19 protein-coding genes are annotated in these 17743 nt (G+C 67.6%); all 19 read right to left on the bottom strand.

What is annotated here, in order from left to right; all coding sequences use genetic code 11:
• Window positions 1-10: 10 nt before the first annotated feature.
• Window positions 11-526, bottom strand: coding sequence for a flagellar basal body-associated FliL family protein (locus tag PEM_RS07765; RefSeq protein ID WP_111127740.1), 516 nt, complete (start codon window positions 524-526; stop codon window positions 11-13).
• A gap of 127 nt (window positions 527-653) precedes the next feature.
• The gene (locus PEM_RS07770) at window positions 654-1823 is read right to left on the bottom strand and encodes a flagellar hook-length control protein FliK (protein WP_111127739.1); all 1170 of its coding nucleotides are present in this window, start codon (window positions 1821-1823) and stop codon (window positions 654-656) included.
• Complete coding sequence (gene fliJ, locus PEM_RS07775; RefSeq protein ID WP_005416437.1) at window positions 1823-2290, bottom strand: flagellar export protein FliJ; 468 nt, start codon at window positions 2288-2290, stop codon at window positions 1823-1825. The genes PEM_RS07770 and fliJ overlap by 1 nt, the downstream gene beginning before the upstream one ends.
• 3 nt (window positions 2291-2293) lie before the next feature.
• Window positions 2294-3679, bottom strand: coding sequence for a FliI/YscN family ATPase (locus PEM_RS07780; RefSeq protein ID WP_111127737.1), 1386 nt, complete (start codon window positions 3677-3679; stop codon window positions 2294-2296).
• The gene (locus tag PEM_RS07785) at window positions 3676-4317 is read right to left on the bottom strand and encodes a FliH/SctL family protein (protein ID WP_095377985.1); all 642 of its coding nucleotides are present in this window, start codon (window positions 4315-4317) and stop codon (window positions 3676-3678) included. Before PEM_RS07785 ends, PEM_RS07780 begins: the two co-directional genes overlap by 4 nt.
• A complete protein-coding gene (gene fliG, locus PEM_RS07790; RefSeq protein ID WP_024958226.1) occupies window positions 4314-5300 on the bottom strand; it encodes a flagellar motor switch protein FliG in 987 nt (328 codons plus the stop codon). The genes PEM_RS07785 and fliG overlap by 4 nt, the downstream gene beginning before the upstream one ends.
• Window positions 5301-5307: 7 nt before the next feature.
• Window positions 5308-6954: a flagellar basal-body MS-ring/collar protein FliF gene (gene fliF / locus PEM_RS07795; protein ID WP_049412900.1), complete on the bottom strand. Its 1647-nt coding sequence runs from the start codon at window positions 6952-6954 to the stop codon at window positions 5308-5310.
• A gap of 13 nt (window positions 6955-6967) precedes the next feature.
• On the bottom strand, window positions 6968-7333 hold the full coding sequence (fliE, locus tag PEM_RS07800; RefSeq protein WP_005416441.1) for a flagellar hook-basal body complex protein FliE: 366 nt from the start codon (window positions 7331-7333) through the stop codon (window positions 6968-6970).
• A 533-nt stretch (window positions 7334-7866) separates the two neighbouring features.
• A complete protein-coding gene (locus PEM_RS07805; protein WP_111127732.1) occupies window positions 7867-8283 on the bottom strand; it encodes a hypothetical protein in 417 nt (138 codons plus the stop codon).
• A gap of 130 nt (window positions 8284-8413) precedes the next feature.
• Window positions 8414-8884: a hypothetical protein gene (locus PEM_RS07810; protein ID WP_111127730.1), complete on the bottom strand. Its 471-nt coding sequence runs from the start codon at window positions 8882-8884 to the stop codon at window positions 8414-8416.
• 140 nt (window positions 8885-9024) lie between these two features.
• Entirely contained in the window at window positions 9025-10527 is a 1503-nt protein-coding gene (locus PEM_RS07815; RefSeq protein ID WP_119706086.1) for a sigma-54 dependent transcriptional regulator, read from the bottom strand.
• Window positions 10524-10901 (bottom strand): response regulator transcription factor, encoded by a 378-nt coding sequence (locus PEM_RS07820; protein WP_005409556.1) that lies wholly within the window; start codon window positions 10899-10901, stop codon window positions 10524-10526. Before PEM_RS07820 ends, PEM_RS07815 begins: the two co-directional genes overlap by 4 nt.
• A 14-nt stretch (window positions 10902-10915) precedes the next feature.
• Entirely contained in the window at window positions 10916-12325 is a 1410-nt protein-coding gene (gene rpoN, locus PEM_RS07825; protein ID WP_005416444.1) for an RNA polymerase factor sigma-54, read from the bottom strand.
• 323 nt (window positions 12326-12648) lie between these two features.
• Window positions 12649-13281, bottom strand: a complete 633-nt coding sequence (locus PEM_RS07830; RefSeq protein ID WP_005413261.1) for a response regulator transcription factor — start codon at window positions 13279-13281, stop codon at window positions 12649-12651.
• A 92-nt stretch (window positions 13282-13373) separates the two neighbouring features.
• Complete coding sequence (locus PEM_RS07835; protein WP_069138606.1) at window positions 13374-13952, bottom strand: PilZ domain-containing protein; 579 nt, start codon at window positions 13950-13952, stop codon at window positions 13374-13376.
• The gene (locus PEM_RS07840) at window positions 13949-14242 is read right to left on the bottom strand and encodes a hypothetical protein (RefSeq protein WP_069138605.1); all 294 of its coding nucleotides are present in this window, start codon (window positions 14240-14242) and stop codon (window positions 13949-13951) included. Before PEM_RS07840 ends, PEM_RS07835 begins: the two co-directional genes overlap by 4 nt.
• Window positions 14239-14655 carry a flagellar export chaperone FliS gene (fliS, locus tag PEM_RS07845; RefSeq protein WP_005416447.1) on the bottom strand — a complete coding sequence of 139 codons (417 nt, stop codon included), beginning with the start codon at window positions 14653-14655 and terminating at the stop codon, window positions 14239-14241. Before fliS ends, PEM_RS07840 begins: the two co-directional genes overlap by 4 nt.
• Window positions 14656-14783: 128 nt before the next feature.
• Window positions 14784-16199 (bottom strand): flagellar filament capping protein FliD, encoded by a 1416-nt coding sequence (gene fliD / locus PEM_RS07850; protein WP_095377989.1) that lies wholly within the window; start codon window positions 16197-16199, stop codon window positions 14784-14786.
• A 441-nt stretch (window positions 16200-16640) separates the two neighbouring features.
• Window positions 16641-17743: flagellin (locus tag PEM_RS07855; protein ID WP_162911582.1), on the bottom strand; the 1103-nt coding region annotated here is incomplete at its 5' end.

Below are 17743 nucleotides of genomic sequence, written 5' to 3' on the forward strand. Positions count from 1 at the left end.
CGGTGGGCCCTTACTGGGTCACGAAGCTGGTGAACAGCAGATCGTCGGCGCCGTTGCTGCCGGTCTCGGCCTTGAGTACCTTCTGCACCTCGGCCAATGAGGCGGCCTGCAGCTTCTTCTTGCCGGCGACATCGGCGATCTGGTCCGGGCTGACCTGCGAGAACAGCATCAGCAGGCGCGCACGGATGGCCGGGGCGTGGGTCTTGATCGCTTCCAGCGCGGCCGGGTCGCGGGTCATCAGCTGGACCTCCAGCTGCAGGTAACGCGGGCCGTCGACCGGGCCATTGAGGTTGACCACGAAGGCCGGGTCCAGCGCGAAGTACTGTGCCGGGGCTGGGGTCGCGCTCTTCTTCGGCGCCTGCGCGGTCTTCTCTTCGTGCTTGGACTGGGTGAAGAACCACACGCCGCCACCGGCGGCAGCGGCGGCCAGTACGGCCACCAGCGCGGTGATCAGGATCGGACTACGCGGCTTGGCGGCCTTGTCCTTCTCTGCGGTCTTCTTGGTTTTGTCAGCGGCTGCGGCCACGGGTGAAGCTCCTGAGGGTTGCTTCACCGGGATATGCAAGGGGCGTGCCGAAGGCCGGGCAGCGGGATGCGACGGAATTCCGTCGGAAACCTGTGCCGGTAGGTGCCAACCTTGGTCGGCACGCCTGTCAGGCGTAAGCGTCCAGCAGTCCGCGCTGGCGGATCAACTGCGCCGACGACACGCTGGCCTCGCCCGGCGTCGGTTCTCCGTCGCCGATGATGCCGCTGCCACCGGGCTGGCCCGGCGCATTGCCCTCACCACCCGGTGACTGGTGGCCGACATCGGCGTGGGCCAGCTGGAAGCCCTGTTCGCCCAGCAGCTCGCGCAGGCGCGGCAGGCTGCTTTCCAGCGCTTGCCGCACGTCCACGTGCGGGCTGCTGAAGCTGGCATGCACCTTGTCGCCGTTCAACTGCAGGCGCACGTCGACCGGGCCCATGTCGTCCGGGCTCAGGCGGATGTGGGCGTGGCCGATCTTCTGGTCGGCCAGCCAACCCAGGCGTGCGCCGATGGCCTGGTCGAAGCCATCGTCACCCAGCACGGGTTTCGGCGTCGGCTCGCCATTGAAGATCGCATTGCCGGCGGCGAGCGCCGCCTTGAGGTCCTGTACGGCGGCTGCTGCCGGGGCGTGCAGCAGGGGTGTGCTGGCGCGGTCGCCAACGGCGGCCACGTCACTGCCTTCGCCGCGCTCGCTGCGCTTGCCGGGCAGGATCATCTCCGGCAGTGGCAGCGCCGTGGCATCGTCCGCACTGGTCGCCGCCGGTTTGGCGTCAGCCGCCACTGGGGTTATGGTGGCCGTCGCCGGCGCGTCTACAGGTAGTGTCGGGTTCGTGGCGGGGGCAGAAGCAGGCAGCGCGCTACCGTCGCTGGCCAGCGCCGGTGCAGCGGTGGTCGGCAGAGCAGCGGCCGGATCGGCAGGCATCGGCATCGCCAGCACCAGGCCGGCCAGGCCGGGCGGTGGCCACGGGGCGTCCTCGGTCGCGGCGGGCTTGTCCTTCTCGGTGCCGGGTCCCCCTGGGGTCACGGCAACGGGTGGCAGCGACGGCGTTTCAGCAGTTGCCGCTTCGGCGCCCGCATTGCGTTCATCCGGTGCCTGGCCATTGCTGTCGGCGGTCGATGGTTGGCTCGGCGTGGATGGCATCGGTGTCGTGGCGCTCCCGGCTGGCGTGGGTGCAGACGGTGCGCCGCCCTGCAGCAGCTGGCTGAAGTCCTTTCCGCCTTCGCTGCGCGAGGCGCGTGCGGCACTGTTGCTGGTGGCGGGCGTGGCCGTGTTGGCGCTGCTGGCGAGCGGGGCGGGCATCACGAGCGGCCTCCCTGCTCGGCGCCGTCCTGGTCTTCGGCCTGCACCAGGCGTGCACGCCGTGCGCCAATGTCGTCCATCTCGCGCTGGTCGCGGCGGTCGGTCACCACCTTTTCCTGCGCCCGGTAGCTGGCGGCCAGCTGCTCCAGCACCGCCTTGTCACGGCTGGCCAGGATCAGGCGCGCGCGCTCGGCCTCCACTTTCTCGCGGTTGCCATTGACCGTGGCCTGCTGCTGCTCGACCGCGCTGTCCAGTCGATCGAGGAAGGCGCGGCGGTTGAGCAACTGTGCCGGGCTGGTCGCCGCCATCTGTGCGTTGGCGTACTCCTCGGCATAGCGGCGCAGTTCGTCCAGTCGCGACAGATGGGTGTCGAGCACGCGCTGGCGTTCGGCCAGGTCGCGGGCGACCGCGTCCTCATGTTCCTGGGCCCGCTTGAGCAGGGGATCGATGCGCTTGGACTGGTTCATGGCTTAACTCTCTTGTTCCACCAGGCGCTGCAGCGCCGCCTGGCTGTGCGGGAGATCTGCGGCCTTGGCAACGTCCTGGCCGAGGAACTCCATGATTTCCGGCCAGCGTTCCAGGGCTTCGTCGGTGGCCGCGTCGTTGCCGCGCTGGTAAGCACCGATCGCGATCAGGTCCCGGTTGGCCGAGTAGGCCGAGACCAGTCGCTTCAACTTGCGGATGCGCAGGCGCCACGGTTCGTCGGCGATTTCCGTGACCACGCGGCTGACCGACGACTCGACGTCGATGGCCGGGTACAAGCCGCTGTCGGCCACGCGGCGCGAGAGCAGGATGTGGCCGTCGAGGATCGCGCGCGCGGCATCGGCGATCGGATCCTGCGGATCATCGCCTTCGGTCAGCACCGTGTAGAACGCGGTGATCGAGCCACGGCCCTTGGCGCCATTGCCGGCGCGTTCGACCAGTGCCGGCAGCTTGGCGAACACCGACGGCGGATAGCCGCGGGTGGTCGGCGGTTCGCCGACCGACAGGCCGATCTCGCGCTGCGCCTGGGCGAAGCGGGTCAGTGAGTCCATCAGCAGCAGCACGTTCAGGCCCTGGTCGCGGAACCACTCGGCAACGGCGGTGGCGCGGTAGGCACCATGCAGTCGCGCCAGCGGCGGCCGGTCGGCAGGGCTGGCGACCACCACGGCGCGGCGCAGGCCTTCCTCGCCCAGCGTGGTCTCGACGAAATCGCGCACTTCGCGGCCACGTTCACCGATCAGGCCGACCACGATCACGTCGGCGGCGGTGTAGCGGGTCATCATGCCCAGCAGCGTCGACTTGCCGACGCCGGAGCCGGCGAACAGGCCGACACGCTGGCCGCGGCCGATCGGCAGCAGCGCGTTGATCGCGCGCACGCCCACGTCCAGCGGCTGGGTGATCGGTTCACGCGCCAGCGGATTGATCGACACGCCGGCCATGCCAACATGGCCTTCGGCGCGGATCGGGCCCTTGCCATCCAGCGGCACGCCGTCGCTGTCGATGACGCGGCCGAGCAGGCCTTCGCCCACTTCCACGCCGCCCCGGCGCGCCGATGGCACCACCCGGGCGTTGGGCAGCAGGCCATGCAGTTCGGCGCTGGGCATCAGGTAGGTGCGCTCGCCGGCAAAGCCGACCACTTCTGCATCGACCCAGCCACCGTCGACCACTTCCACCTTGCAGCTGGCACCCAGCGGCGCTTCGCAGCCGACCGCTTCCAGGGTGAGCCCGACCGCACGGCGCAACACGCCCTCGCGGATCAGGCCGCGACCATGCGCGGTGTCCACGCGCAGGCCATCCAGGCGCCGCGCCAGGCGCAGGTTGCGGGCTACGGCCCAGTCGGCCGGCGGCGGAGTGGTTTGCGGTCCGACGCTCATGCGGTGGCTCCGGTCTGGCGGATCACCGCATCCAGGGCCCCGCGCAGGCGGGCTTCCAGGGTGCCGTCGATGCGCACGGCTTCGGCGTGCACGCGCAGGTCGCCACGGCTGAGGCTGGTATCCGGTACCAGGCGCTGCACCGGTGAAAGGTTCAGCAGCGGGGCGAGGGCAGCGATGTCATCCGGGTGCAGCCGCACTTCCACCTCGCGGGTGCTGCCCCCCACGGCGTCGATCGCTTCGCCGACCAGCTGCGCCAGCAGTGCCGGCTCGGCTTCGTAGGCGCGGCCGACCAGTGCGCCGGCGATGCGCACCGCCAGTTCGCCGAGTGCACCGACCACTTCGTTCTCCAGCCGCACCAGCGGCCGGCTGAAGTTGTCCAGGATCCCTTCGATCTGTGCGGCGAGGCGACGTACTTCGGCCTGGCCCTGGCCGTAGCCGTCGGCATGGCCCTGTTCGAACCCTTCCTTCTCGGCGCTGTCCTGGATAGCCTGGATCTCTTCAAGGGTCGGCAGCTGCAGCGGCGGCTCCGGTTCGTGTTCCGGATCCGGCTCGGTGAGTTCGAACGCATCCTCCTGCTCCAGCACTGGTTCGGGCTGGGCCAGCAGGTCCGGGGCAAGCCAGCGCACGACGTTGCTCACAGCATGGCCTCCGCGCTGCCACCGATGGTGACGGTGCCTTCATCGGCCATGCGCTTGACGATCGCCAGGATCTCGCGCTGTGCGCCTTCCACGTCGGACAGGCGCACCGGGCCGCGGGCTTCCATGTCCTCCAGCAGGATCTCGGCCGCGCGCTGCGACATGTTGCGGGTGATCTTGTCGCGCACCTTGATGTCGGCGCCGCGCAGGGCCAGGCCCAGGCGCTCGCCGCTCACCTCGCGCAGCACCAGCTGCATCTCGCGATCGTCCAGGTCGACCAGGTCGTCGAACACGAACATCAGGTCCTGGATGCGGTTGCTCAACGGCGCATCGATGCGCGCGATTTCGCCCAGGATTGCCTGGTCCTGGCCGCTGTCCATGAAGTTCAGGATGTTGGCCGCGCACTGCACGCCGCCGATGTTCGATGACTTCAGGTTCTGGTTGCCCGCGAACTGGCGCTCCATGATCTCGTTGAGTTCATTGAGCGCGTTCGGCGGAATACCGTCGAGGGTGGCGATGCGCAGCAGCACATCCACGCGGGTACGGTCCGGCAGCAGCTTCAGCGCGTCGGCGGCCTGGTCGGTTTCCAGGTGCGCCATCACGATGGCGATGATCTGCGGGTGCTCGTTGCGCACCAGGTCGGCCACCGCACGCGGGTCCATCCACTTCAGCGCGTCCAGGCCGGTGGTGTTGCGGCCGAGCAGGATGCGGTCGATCAGGTTGCCGGCCTTCTCGCTGCCCAGCGCCTGCACCAGCATGTTGCGGATGTAGTCATCCGAGCCCACGCCCAGCGAGGTCTTCGAGCCCAGTTCCTGGCCGAACTGGTCCATCACCCGCTCCACCTGCTCGCGGGTGATGTCGGTCATGGTGGCCATGGCGATGCCGATCTTCTGTACTTCCTTGGGTTCCATGTGGCGCAGCACTTCGGCCGCATCCAGCTCACCCAGCGAAAGCAGCAGCACGGCCGCGCGCTGTACACCGGTCAGTTGTGCCTCAGTCATTGGCCACCCAGCCCTTGACCACCTGGGCCACGCGCTTGGAGTCGGTCTTCACGGCTTCACGCGCCATCCGCAGTCGTTCCTCATATGAATCCACCGGCAGTGCGAGCGCATCCGGTCCGCCCAGGCTTGCCCGGTCGGTGCCCAGCGCTGGCAGCGCAATGCCATCGTCATCGACCAGCTGCACATCCGCCGTATGCGGCTCCAGCGCCTGCTCGTCTGCCTTCCTGCTCTGGCCGGTGATCGCGCGCAGCGCCGGGCGCAGCACGCCGAACAGCAGCGCCAGCACCACCACCGCGCCCAGCAGCATGCGGCCGGCATCGTGCACCCACGGCAGCTCCCACCAGGCCGGGCCTTGTTCGGGCGTGGTCTCGCGCACGAACGGGGCATTCATCACCGACACGGTGTCGCCACGCTCGGCGTTGAAGCCGACGGCCTGCTTGACCAGCGCCTCGACGCGGGTCAGTTCGGCGGCCGACAGCGGCTGCGGGCTCATCTTGCCGTTGGCGCCGGCGCGCGGCACGTTGTCCACCAGCACCGCCACCGACACGCGCTTGATGCGGCCGGCCGGCTGGCGGGTGTGCTGCAGGGTGCGGTCCAGCTCGTAGTTGCGGGTGGCGTTCTTGCTGCTTTCGGTCGGGGTCTGCGCGGTGGCCGGCGCGGCCTGCTGGCCCGGCGGACTGTTGCTGGTTGCACCCGGCACGCCCTGCGGACCCGGCGTGCTGGTGGTGTTCTCGCTCATCTGCTCGCTGCGCAGCTTCTGCGGTTCACCGTTGTAGAGCTCACGGGCTTCCTCGGTCACCGAGAAGTCCATGTCCACGCTCACTTCCGGGTTGACGCGGCCGGGGCCGGTCATCGGCTCCAGCAGCTCGCGGATGCGCTGGTTGAACGAGGTTTCCTGGCGTCGCACCTGCTCGAACTGCGCGGCGTTGACCGCCGCCTCGCTGTTCGGGTCGGTGATGCTGAGCATGCGCCCGCTCTGGTCGACCACGGTCACCCGTTCCGGCGCCAGGTCCGGAATGCTGGCCGCGACCATGTGCACGATGGCGTCCACCTGGCTGCGTTCCAGCTGCTGGCCGCCCCGCAGTTCCAGGGTGACCGAGGCGCTGGCCACGTCACGCTGGCGGGTGAAGGCGCTGGGCTTGGGAATGGCCAGATGCACGCGTGAATCACGTACCGGGCGCAGCGTGTTGATGGTGCGCGACAGCTCGGTTTCCAGCGCGTGCTGGTAGCGCGCGCTTTCCACGAACTGGCTGACGCCGAAGCCCGGGTCGCGTTCCATCAGCTCGAAGCCGAGCTTGCCACTGTCGGTCAGGCCGGAGCCGGCCAGCTTCAGGCGGGCGTCGTGCAGGTTCTTTTCCGGCACGGTGATGCCACCGGTGGCCGGATCGAGCGCGAACGGAATCTGCGCGGCGCGCAGCAGGTCGGTCGCCTCAGCGGTCGCCTTCTGGTCCAGGCCGGTGTACAGCGGGACCATGCCCGGCTTCTGTGACCAGAAGAACACGGACAGGCCTGCCGCCACCGCCACCGCGATCATCGCCATCAGGCCCAGCCGACGGGTGATCTGCAGACTCTGCAGGCGGTCGAACCATTGCCCGGCCTTTTCGGCGTTCAGGCTGTCCTTGGAGAGCGTCAGTGCCATGCGTCTCTATTCCTTACAGCGGCATGTTCATCACGTCCTGGTAGGCCTGGACGAGACGGTTGCGGACTTCCACGGTGGCGCGGAAGGCGATCTGGGACTGCTGCGAGGCGACCATCACCTTGGCCAGGTCGGCGCTGGGGTCGCCCATTTCAAAGGCCTTGGCGAGGGCGCCGGACTTCTGCTGCGCATCGTTGACGCCGGCAATCGCACCACGCAGGGTTTCGGTGAAGCTGGCCGGCTGGGCCTGCGGTGCTTCCAGCACCGTGCCCGGCAGGGCATTGCTGCGCGGCGTTTCGCCCAGCGGGTTGAGCGCCGGCTGCCCCATCTGGGTCTGATAGGAGCGGATCTGCGAAAGGATCGAAGTGACGGAGTGGGACATCTGCAACGGTTCCAGAAACAGGGATGGGGTTGTCTGCTGGAGCAGGTGCAAGTGCCGTGCCGAAACCGGTTTTCGATTCAGTGAAGTGAGGAGGTTGGGTGTGCGTGCGGGGTTGCACCCCGCTCCCCGCGGTAGTGCCGGCCGCTGGCCGGCAACCTCAGTGGCAATGACCGAAGCCGGAGCCGGAGCAACAGCAGAAGCGGGTCTACTGAGGGATGGCGGGGCGGGTCCGGTTGCGGGGGACGCTGCAAGTACCCCTCCGGGGCCCGGCCCAGCCGCTGGCGGCTGTGCGTTCGGGCGCTTGCGAAGCAGTGCTTCGCAAGCAAAGCGCCCTCACCCATGTAAGCTCGGTCGCCGCATCCATGCGGCTCACGCCCCCGCAACCGGACCCACCCCGCCTTCGACAGTTTCACGCTGCTGCCGGTAGATGCTGACCGCTGGTCGGCGCTGATCGGATGGGGTCAGATCCCGTTGCGACGCAACGGGCTCTGACCCCATTGAAGGCGCCATTTATCCGGCGTCGGTTTTCTGGCCTACGGCTGCAGGGTCCAGCGGCCGGAATTCTGGCGCCGGCGCGGGGCGATGGGGCCGTCGTGCTGGGTGTAGATGAAGCGGCCCTGGCGGTCGCTCTGGCAGGTCAGCAGCAGGGTGTAGTGGGCGGGACCGGCCGGGTGGGCCTCGGTCATCTGGATTTCCGCGATATGCGGGGCCAGGCGCTGGTAGCGGTAGCTGCCGCCGATGCGCAAGTCAGTGCCGAGGATGTCCAGCACGTACTGGCTGCCGGCAAAGCTGACCTGCACCATGCGCCCGGCGTTGGGGTTGTCCGGCGCGTACAGCGGGTCGCTGAGGTTGGTGAACTGACGTTGGTCGAGCGTGGCGGGTAGGGTGCAGTTGGCGGCGGTGGCCAGGGCGGGGCAGAGCAGGGCGGTGAGCAGGATCAGGCGATGCATGGTGGAACCTCCTTGGGATGTCCTTGCCATACTCCGCACTGCGGCCGTGTTGTCTCTAGGAAAACCTGCAAATGCGATGGGGTCAGATCCCTTTCCGCAGGAAAGGGATCTGACCCCGATGACCTCGATGTCAATCCGCGCGTGGTCGCTGCCACCTTAGTTCTTCGAACCACGCTTCGAATATGTCGTTGGCCATCAAGGTGTCGTGGTTGGAGTACTTCAGGGCATAGCTGTAGTCCACCGTGAGGCTGCGCCGCACGACGTCATACCGGGCTTTAAGCTCGGTGGGTGACTCTCGATGGTGGCGCACGTGAAGGGCGATCAACTGTTTGAGATCGCTCAGAAGACAATCCAGAAGCGCAGACTGCTGCTCCTCGGATGTATTGAAGACAGCTGCTTCTGCCGTGCAAACGGACTTGTTCAGCAAGTGCTTCTCATAGAAGCCACCACCGATCTCGTAGAAGACATCAGCAGCGAGCAGCCCTTGTTCTGCGGAGCAATAGAGATAGACCCCATTGGCTCTGTCATCGCTGTACTCAAGACAAACGCTGAGCATGGATTCCAGTATTTCCTGCATGGAGCTTTCAAAGGTCTCGCTCATGACATTCCTCGGTGGCAATCGCAACCCCTGAGGCTATTGCGTCCCGGAGTGAAGCGCATCGGGAATAGTTGCAAATCCCACAAACACCAACGCCCGGGCGAGCCCAGGCGTTCGTGCCCCCTTCATGCTGGTGGCGCGGTTCAGCCGGCCAGTTCGGCCTGCTCGCGTTCGATGCCGTACTTGCGCAGCTTTTCCACCAGGGTGGTGCGGCGCAGGCCGAGCAGCTGGGCGGCGTGGGCGACCACGCCCTGGGTGCGTTCCAGTGCTTCGTTGATCAGGCCAAGTTCGATGCTGGCCATGTGGTTGCGCAGGTCCATGCCTTCGTCGGGCAGCGCTGCCGGTGCCGCCGGGCGATTGACGGCAATGCCGTGCTCCAGTGCCGGCTGGCTGCCGCTGCCCGGGGTGTGGAAGGAGAAACTGCGCAGGTCCAGGCGTTCTTCGCTGGCGGCCGGCTGTGCCGGTGCCGGCGTGGCGGCGGCCAGTGCCGCATCGCCACGGTAACGGGCCGGCAGGTCCTGCACGCGCACCGAGCCACCCGGATGCAGCACCGCCAGGCGCTCGACCAGGTTGGTCAGCTCGCGCACGTTGCCCGGCCATTCGTAGCCGGCCAGCGCCTGCAGGGCTTCCGGGGTGAAGCGCACTTCGCCACGGCCAGTGCGGGCCAGCTGCGCGGCGATGGTTTCCACCAGTGCCGGCAGGTCTTCGCGACGCTCGCGCAGCGCGGGTACTTCAATCGGGAACACGTTGAGGCGGTAGAACAGATCCTCGCGGAACTTGCCCTCAGCGATGCGGGTCTCCAGGTCGCGATGGGTCGCGGCCACCACGCGCACGTTGCAGCGGATGGTCTGGTTGCCACCCACGCGCTCGAAACTGCGCTCCTGCAGCACGCGCAGCAGCTTCACCTGCATCGGCAGGCTCATGTCGCCGATTTCGTCGAGCAGCAGGGTGCCGCCCTCGGCCATTTCGAAACGGCCCTTGCGCGCGGTGAGCGCGCCGGTGAAGGCGCCCTTCTCATGGCCGAACAGTTCGCTTTCCAGCAGGTCGGCCGGAATGGCGCCGCAGTTGATCGCCACGAACGGTCCGTCACGGCGCGGCGAACGCTGGTGGATGGCGCGCGACACCACTTCCTTGCCGGTACCGGATTCACCCAGCACCAGCACGGTGGTATCGAATGCGGCCACCTGTTCGATCATGGTGCGCAGGGCGCTCACTGCCGGGCCATTGCCGGTGGGTCCCTGGTCCTGCGCGGCGCCGGCCTGATGCTCGGCATCCAGGCGCTTGAGGCTGGCGCGGCGCAGCAGGGCTTCCATCTGCGCGTGGCGCAGCGGCGTTTCCAGCGGCCAGATATTCGCTTCATGCAGCCCGTGCTGCTGGGCAAACACTGCAGTATCACCATCGGCCAGCAGCACCGGAGGCGGCAGGCTGCTGCCGCCCAGCCAGTTGTACAGCGCGGTGCTGGCGGGGTTGTCGTCCAGGCTGCCGACGATCACCGCCATCCAGTCGTGCTGGCGCTGCCGGCCCAGGTCGAAGTCGGCCGCGTCGGAGACCCAGCGCGGATTGAAGTCCATGAATTCCAGCAGGGCAACGGTGCGCTCTGCGCGCACGGCGTCGTTGTCCAGCACCAGGATGCGCGATTCACTCACGACTGTTCCTCCCTGAGGCCTTCCAGGATCGGCATGACTTCCTGGATGTAGGACAGCTTGCTGACAAAGTTGTCGGCACCGGCACGCAGCGCGTGTTCGCGGTGCTCGGCGTCGTCGAAGTGGCTGGCGATCACGATGTACGGTGCATCGTCCTGCGACTTGATCAGGCGGGTGGCCTGCAGGCCGCCCATCTCCGGCATGGCCAGGTCCATCAGCACCACCTGCGGGCGCAGCGTTTCCGAGCGCTCGATCGCTTCCAGGCCGTTGCCGGCACTGCCGACGATCTGCAGCCAGTCGATCTTGCGGAAATGGCGCATCGCCGCGTTGATGAAGCCCTCGTGGTCATCGACCAGCAGGACCGTGAGCTTGTTCATGTCCAACATCCTTTTCAGCCCACCCGGGCCAGCTGCGGTTGCCTGGCGCTGAGCCGGCGCCGTTCGCGGGCCGGGGCGATATCCAGTTGTTCTCGGTATTTTGCGACGGTTCGGCGGGCAATGTTCACCCCCTGGCGTGACAGCAGGCCGGCAATGGCCTCGTCGGCCAGCGGACGGCCGGCGGGTTCGGCGTCGATCAGGCGGCGGACCATGGCTTTCACCGCCTGGCCGGAGACGCTGGCGCCTTCCAGGCGCACCGCGAAGAAGTGCTTCAGTTCGAAGGTGCCGCGCGGGGTCTGCAGGAACTTGCCGGTGGTGATGCGCGAGACGGTGGACTCGTGCATGCCGATTTCCTCGGCCACTTCCTTCAGGGTCAGCGGGGCCATCGCCTCTTCGCCACGCACCAGGAAGGCGGCCTGGCGCTCGACGATCACACGCGCGGTGCGCAGCAGGGTGTCGTAGCGCATCGACAGGCCGCGGCTGAACCAGCGCGCCTCCTGCAGCATCTCGCGCAGTGCCGGCGCGGCTTCGCTGGTTTCGGCCAGCGCCTGTTCGTACTGGCTGTTGATCGAGACGCGGCGGCTGGTGGCCGGGTTCAGTGCCACCTTCCATTGCCCATCGGCATGCCAGGCGACCACGTCCGGTACCACCACCGCATTGCGTTCGGGCAGCAGGCTGTCGCCGGGGCGCGGCTGCAGCGAGAGGATCAGGCGCACCGCCTCGCGCACGTCGTCGATCTCGGCGTCGTGCTGGCGGGCGAGGGCGGGGTAGTCGTGCGCGGCCAGTGCCTCGAGCGCGCCATCGAGGATGCGGGCGGCCAGGTGACGCGCGGGGACCACGCCGTGCAGGCTGCGCAGTTGTGCCTGCAGGCCTTCGCGCAGGTCCTGCGCAGCCATGCCAGCCGGCTCACCGTGCAGCAGCTGCTGGCGGATGGCCTCGACGCCTTCGGCGGCGATGTCGAACTGGGCGCTGGCCAGCAGCTGCAGCTGCGCCAGTGGCGCCTGCAGGTAGCCGGCCTCGTCGCAGTGGTCGAGCCAGAACGCGGCCACCGCCAGTTCGCTGTCGTCCATGTCCAGCGCCAGGCGCTGCAGCACGCGCAGCTGAGGGTCGGTCGACTCACCGGCGGCAATGCGCGCCATGCGGTCGTCGTCGCCGTCCTGCCAGCTGGCGCCGGCCACGTCCCACATCGAAGACTCCGGCAACTCGTCGAACGCAGCGGTGTCCAGCGTGGTGGCGGCGGCCTCGGTGGCGTCAGCGGCAGGCGCTTCGGCCTCTTCGATCTCCAGCAGTGGGTTGGAGTCCAGCAGGCGCTGGATTTCCTGTTCCAGGTGCAGGCCATCGAGCTGCAGCAGCCGGATCGACTGCAGCAGCTGAGGGGTGAGGTGAAGTTGTTGGCCCAGCTGGGTCGAGAGTGCAGCCTTCATCGTGGTTCCCCGGCGCCGCTCCCCGGCGCCTTGTGGAACGCATCTTGCTTTTGATCCGGCGTGGGCGGAATCGGGGGGTTCCTGAGGGGATTCGTGGTTGTCCCGACAGGATGTAGGGGTTATCCCTACATTGGCTCGAGATATTGACGAAACGGGCCGCCAAGTCATTGATTCGTCGTGCCGACGCAGCGGGTTTTGCAGCGGCCGGTGTACGGATTCCTGTCAGGGAATGTCGGGGTGACGGGAATTCGTCGCCGGTGCAGTGCCGGGCAGGGGTCAGATCCCTTTCCTGCGGAAAGGGATCTGACCCCATTCGCAGGCAATCACTCCAGCTCGTGCTGGTGGCGCGCGGCCAGCAGCAACAGGTCATTGGCGCGGCGGCAGCCCAACGACTCCATCATGCGTGCGCGATGGGTTTCCACCGTCTTCACGCTGATGCCGAGGTCCGCAGCGATTTCCTTGTTGCTTTCGCCCTTGCCGATGCGGCGCAGGATCTCGCGCTGACGAGGCGACAGCGCGGCAATGCCGGTAGGCTTCTCGCGGCCCAGCATGGGGGCCAGCATCTTGGCCGAGATCTGGGGACTCAGGAACACCTGGCCGGCATGCGCGGCGCGCAGCGCCAGTTCCAGCTCCTGCGGTGCTGCATCCTTCACCACGAACCCGACCGCACCGCGATCCAGGGCGTCGCGCACATGGGCGGCATCGTCGTGCATGGTCATCATCACCACCCGGGTGCCCGGGGCGCGCAGGCGGATGTCGCTGAGCGCTTCCAGGCCGGTGCGGCCCGGCAACGAGAGATCCATCAGCACCACATCCGGCGCATGCTGCAGCGCCAGCTGCAGTGCCTGTTCGGCGTTGCTGGCCTCGGCGACGAGCTGCACGTCGGCAAACCCCTGCAGCAGCCGCGCCAGGCCGGCGCGGACGAGGGTGTGATCGTCGACGATGAGAACTCGCACAGGCACGCAACAGATCCGTGTAGGGGAGTCCACCTTAACTTAGCTGAACGGGCGCGCCAAGGCTTGCCCGCCAAGCGTGATGGTGGCAGCTTTCAGCGCGCCCGGCGCGCCTCGGCCACCTGGCGGCGGTGCAGTCGGAACAGGTGCCGTTCCATTGCCATTTCCAGGCCGTCGCCCAGGCGCTGGAAGCGCAGCCACAGGAAGTGGCCGCCGCTGCCGTCGGCTGCCTCGGCGATCACTTCCACCGGCAGGTCGATGTGGTCGGGCAGCCAGTCGCTGGGCTGCAGGCGCACCACGCCGGCCTGTCCGGGGCTGGCACCACTGCGCGGGCCCAGCTGCAGGCGGATGCCACGGCGCGACCAGCGCACCGGGCGCAGGGGCAGTTCCAGGCCCTGCTGGCGCACCAAGCGGCCGAGCAGCACCATCGCCAGGTCCAGCTTGGCTTCAAGGCGTTGCAGCTGCAGGGTGGCCTCGTTGCGCTCGTCGTGCTCGTCAACACGGCTGTCTTCGACCAGTGCCAAGCTGCGCAGCAGGCCTTCGGCACCGCTGGTGCGTCCGGCCGCGCTGCCCGCCTGGAACTCGGCCGGCAGGGCCAGCTCGCAGCTGAGCGTTTCGTCGAACAGCTCGCTTTCGGCAGGATGGTGCAGCGACGTGGTCGGCAGCTGGGTCATGCCAGCGATTCTGCCTGCAGGTAGGCATGGGCGGCGCGAAGAGAGCGCTGGCCGTCATTCATCAGTGCGGCTGCTGCATCGCGGCGCTGGCGCAGCAGGCCCAGAAGGCTCTGCTGGCGCTCGAACAGGGCGCTCAGCGGCCCGTGGTCCGCAGCGGTCAGCGGCTGGCTGAGCAGGGCATGCAGGGTGCTGTCGTGCCCGTCGAGCAGGCTGTCGGCCTGGTCCAGGGCGTCATCGCCCAATGCCTTCTCGAAGGCATCCAGCTGCGCGTGCAGTTCGGGCAGGCTCATGGCGCCACCGCGGCCGGGCGGCGCTGTTCGTGCGGGATCGCGTTCCAGGCGCTGTCGATCTCGCCCAGCAGCTGCAGCGATTCATCCAGCGCGGCGCGGTCGTTGTGCAGGTTGGCTTCGGTCAGGCGCTGCAGCACGTAATCGTACAGGGCCGACAGGTTGCCGGCGATCTCGCCGCCGGCCTCATGGTCCAGCGAGCCGTTGAGGTGGCCGACGATCGCGCAGACTTCGCCGATCGCCTTGCCCTTGCCGGCCTGGTCGCCGCGCTCGAGGCTGGCCAGGGCGCGACGCACGCGCTCCAGCGCGCCGGCCAGCAGCATCGCCACCAGCTTGTGCGGATCGGCATCGGCGACCGCACTGGTCACTCCCACCTGGCGGTACTGCTCGGCATATTGACGGCTGGAACCGTACATTCGTGATTCTCCTTGCGCGGGGTGCCGTCGGGCGATCGTGGGGATCGGTGCCGGCGGCGCGGCGATGATTGCTGTTGCGTCCGTTATCGGTGCATTGCGCGGCAAACTTGAGTGCCACGCACGCATCGTCAGCGGTTCAACTGTGCCAGCTGCTGCTGCAGCGCCGTGTTGCTCTGCTGCAACTTGCCCATCAGGCTGTCCAGCGCGATGAACTGCTTCTTGTAGCGCTCTTCCACGCTCTTCATCCGCGTGTCGAGATCCTTGCGGCGCTTGTCGATGTTGTCCAGCGTGGTGTTCAGTCCCTTGGTCCGCGCGACGAACGCGCCTTCCTTGCCGACCGTGGTGCTGACATAGCCGTCGACCAGCGTGTACAGCTTGCCGGCACCGCCGGTATCTCCGGTGATCGCTTGGCGCATCTTCTCCGGCTGGCTGGCCAGTGCGGCGGCGAACTTGGTGGTGTCCAGGATCAGCGTGCCGTCGGCATTGGGGTAGCCGCGGGTATCCAGACCGATCGCCTTGGCATCGAGCTTGTCACCAGCCAGGTCCTTGAGCACGCTCGACATCACCGAGCGCAGTTGGCTGATGGCGCCGCGCATCTGCGCATCACCGGTCAGCGTGGAGGCTTCCTTGGTCTTGGCGTCGTACTTGGTTTCGGTGTTGATCGCCGCCAGTGCGGCGTTGTAGGCGGTGACGAACTCCTGCATCACCTTGGTGGCTGCCGCAGTGTCGGTGCTGATAGTCACCGTGCTGGTGCCCGGCATCTTCAGGTTCAGGGTCAGGCCCGGAACCGCATCGGCCACCGTATTGCTGGCGCTTACGACCTTCACGCCATCGATGGTCAGCTCGGCGTCGGCGGCGGCGGTGTTCTGCTTGAGGCTGTTGACCAGTCCCCCCAGCTTGGCGTCGCTGCCTGCGTATTCGAGCTTGATCGCGTTGGCGGCACCGGTCTTCTCCTGGGCGATCGACAGGTACTGGTTGTCGCCGGAGCTGATCAGGGTGGCCTGCACGCCTTCCTTGCGGCCAGCCGCATCGATCTTGTTGCGGATGGTGGTCAGCGTGTCGCCGTCCTCCACCTCCACGTTCATGGTCTTGGCCTTGTCGCCCACGCCAACGGTCAGCGTCAAGGTTCCGGCAGCAAACGTGTCGGTCTTGGGTACCGAGGTATCGGCGATCAGTTTGTGCGCGGTGGCCAGCGAGGTGACATTGACCACGTGCGTGCCGTTGGAGGCCGCAGCCTTGGTTGTGCCGACGTCATACAGCGCGACCGACGCCGTCAGGATCTCGTCGGTGCCCTTGTCGCCGCCTTTGCTTGCGGTCACGGTGCGCGTGTCGAACGCCGTGGTGGCCTTCAGTGCGGTCAGCGCCGTCTTCAGCTTGTCGAAGGCCGAGGTGATGGTGCCGATCGACGACAGCTGCATCTTGGCCTTGGACTGCTGCAGGTTCAGCGCATTGTCGGCGGGCTTGCGGTCGGCTGCGACCAGCTGGTTGACGATGTCCGAGATGTTGAGCCCCGAGCCAATGCCACCGTATCCAAAGTCTGCCACGTCGTTTCTCCTGGTATCCGGGCCCGGCCGTCGTGCGGTGGCCCGTCGTCAACGAAAATAGCGGCCTGCGCCGCTGGGTCTTGAGGACTTCGTTGATGCACGTGCCGTGCCAATCGCCTGGCGCAGGTTCTGGCACGCGGGTTGCAGGAGGGCTGGGGCAGGGTGCGGGTGGGTTCACCGCGGGCTGCCGGGAGTCTGCAAAAAGCCCTCCCCCAATGCAGGGGAGGGATCAGACTACTGACAATCGGGGGGAGACGAAGCCGCCCGGTACGTACAGTCAAAGGTACAGCGCTGAAAGAGAGGTCCGCAGGAGCGGGCGATGCCAAGCCGGTTCGGGACTGATCCCGGGCCGGGCATGGCCCGCGCCTTCGTGCATCGTGGCTTCCCGGTTGCCGCTACCGTCGGTTCGACCCGACGGTAGCGGCGCCTTCTTGCCGTGGATCAGCGCAGCAGGCTGAGCACGCCCTGCGGCACCTGGTTGGCCTGGGCCAGCATGGCCGTACCGGCCTGCTGCAGGATCTGGGTGCGGGTCAGCTCGGCGGTTTCCTTGGCAAAGTCGGTGTCCTTGATGCGGCTGCGCGATGCCGACAGGTTTTCCGACGAGGTCTGCAGGTTGGCCACCACCGAGGTGAAGCGGTTCTGGATCGCACCGAGGTCGGCGCGGGTGCTGTTGATCGCACCCAGGGCCTTGTCGACCACTTCCAGGGCCTGCTGGGCACCGAGCACGGTGCTCACGTCCAGCTTCTGCACGTTGGCCGAGGTGTCGGTGCCAGCAGTGTAGGCGCCGGCAGCCGCTGCGGCGCCCCAGGTCTTGGCGGTGGCGTCGTAGTCGCTGCGCATCAGGGCGATATCGGCAGCGGCAACGGCCTTGCCTTCCTTCACCGAGCTCAGCTTCAGGGAGCCGTCGGCATTGGCTTCGGCGTAGATGCCGGCCTCGCCGATCTTGGCGTTGATGGCGGTGGCGACGGCCTTGGAGGCATCCGCCGTGGTGGCGCCGGCCTTCACTTCAACCGTGCCGATGTCCACGCCCATGACGGTGCCGGAGAAGCGTGCGCCGTCGGTGCTGGCGGCCAGGGCGGCGGTCGCGCCGGTGGCGAAGGTCGAGGTGCCCAGCGAGCCGGCCTTGGCATCGATGGTCTTGTCGATGGCGATGGCCTGGCCGGCATTGGCGCCGACCTGGAACAGCTGGCTGGAGAAGGTGCCGTCCAGCAGCTTCGTGCCGTTGAAGTCCGACTGCTTGGCGACGCGGTCGATTTCCGAGACCAGCTGGGTCACTTCGGCCTGCAGGGCCTTGCGGTCGCTGGCCGAGTTGGTGGCGTTGGCGGCCTGCACCGACAGCTCGCGGACGCGCTGCAGGTTGTTGCCGATTTCGGTCAGCGAACCTTCGGCGACCTGGGCCAGCGAAATACCGTCGTTGGCGTTGCGGATGGCGACGTCGGTACCGCGGATCTGCGTGCCGAAGCGCTCGGAGATCGCCAGGCCGGCGGCGTCGTCCTTGGCGCTGTTGATGCGCGAACCGGAGGACAGGCGCTGGATGGTGGTAG

It is taken from the genome of Stenotrophomonas sp. Pemsol, from assembly GCF_003586545.1.
Taxonomy (GTDB): Bacteria; Pseudomonadota; Gammaproteobacteria; order Xanthomonadales; family Xanthomonadaceae; genus Stenotrophomonas; species Stenotrophomonas sepilia.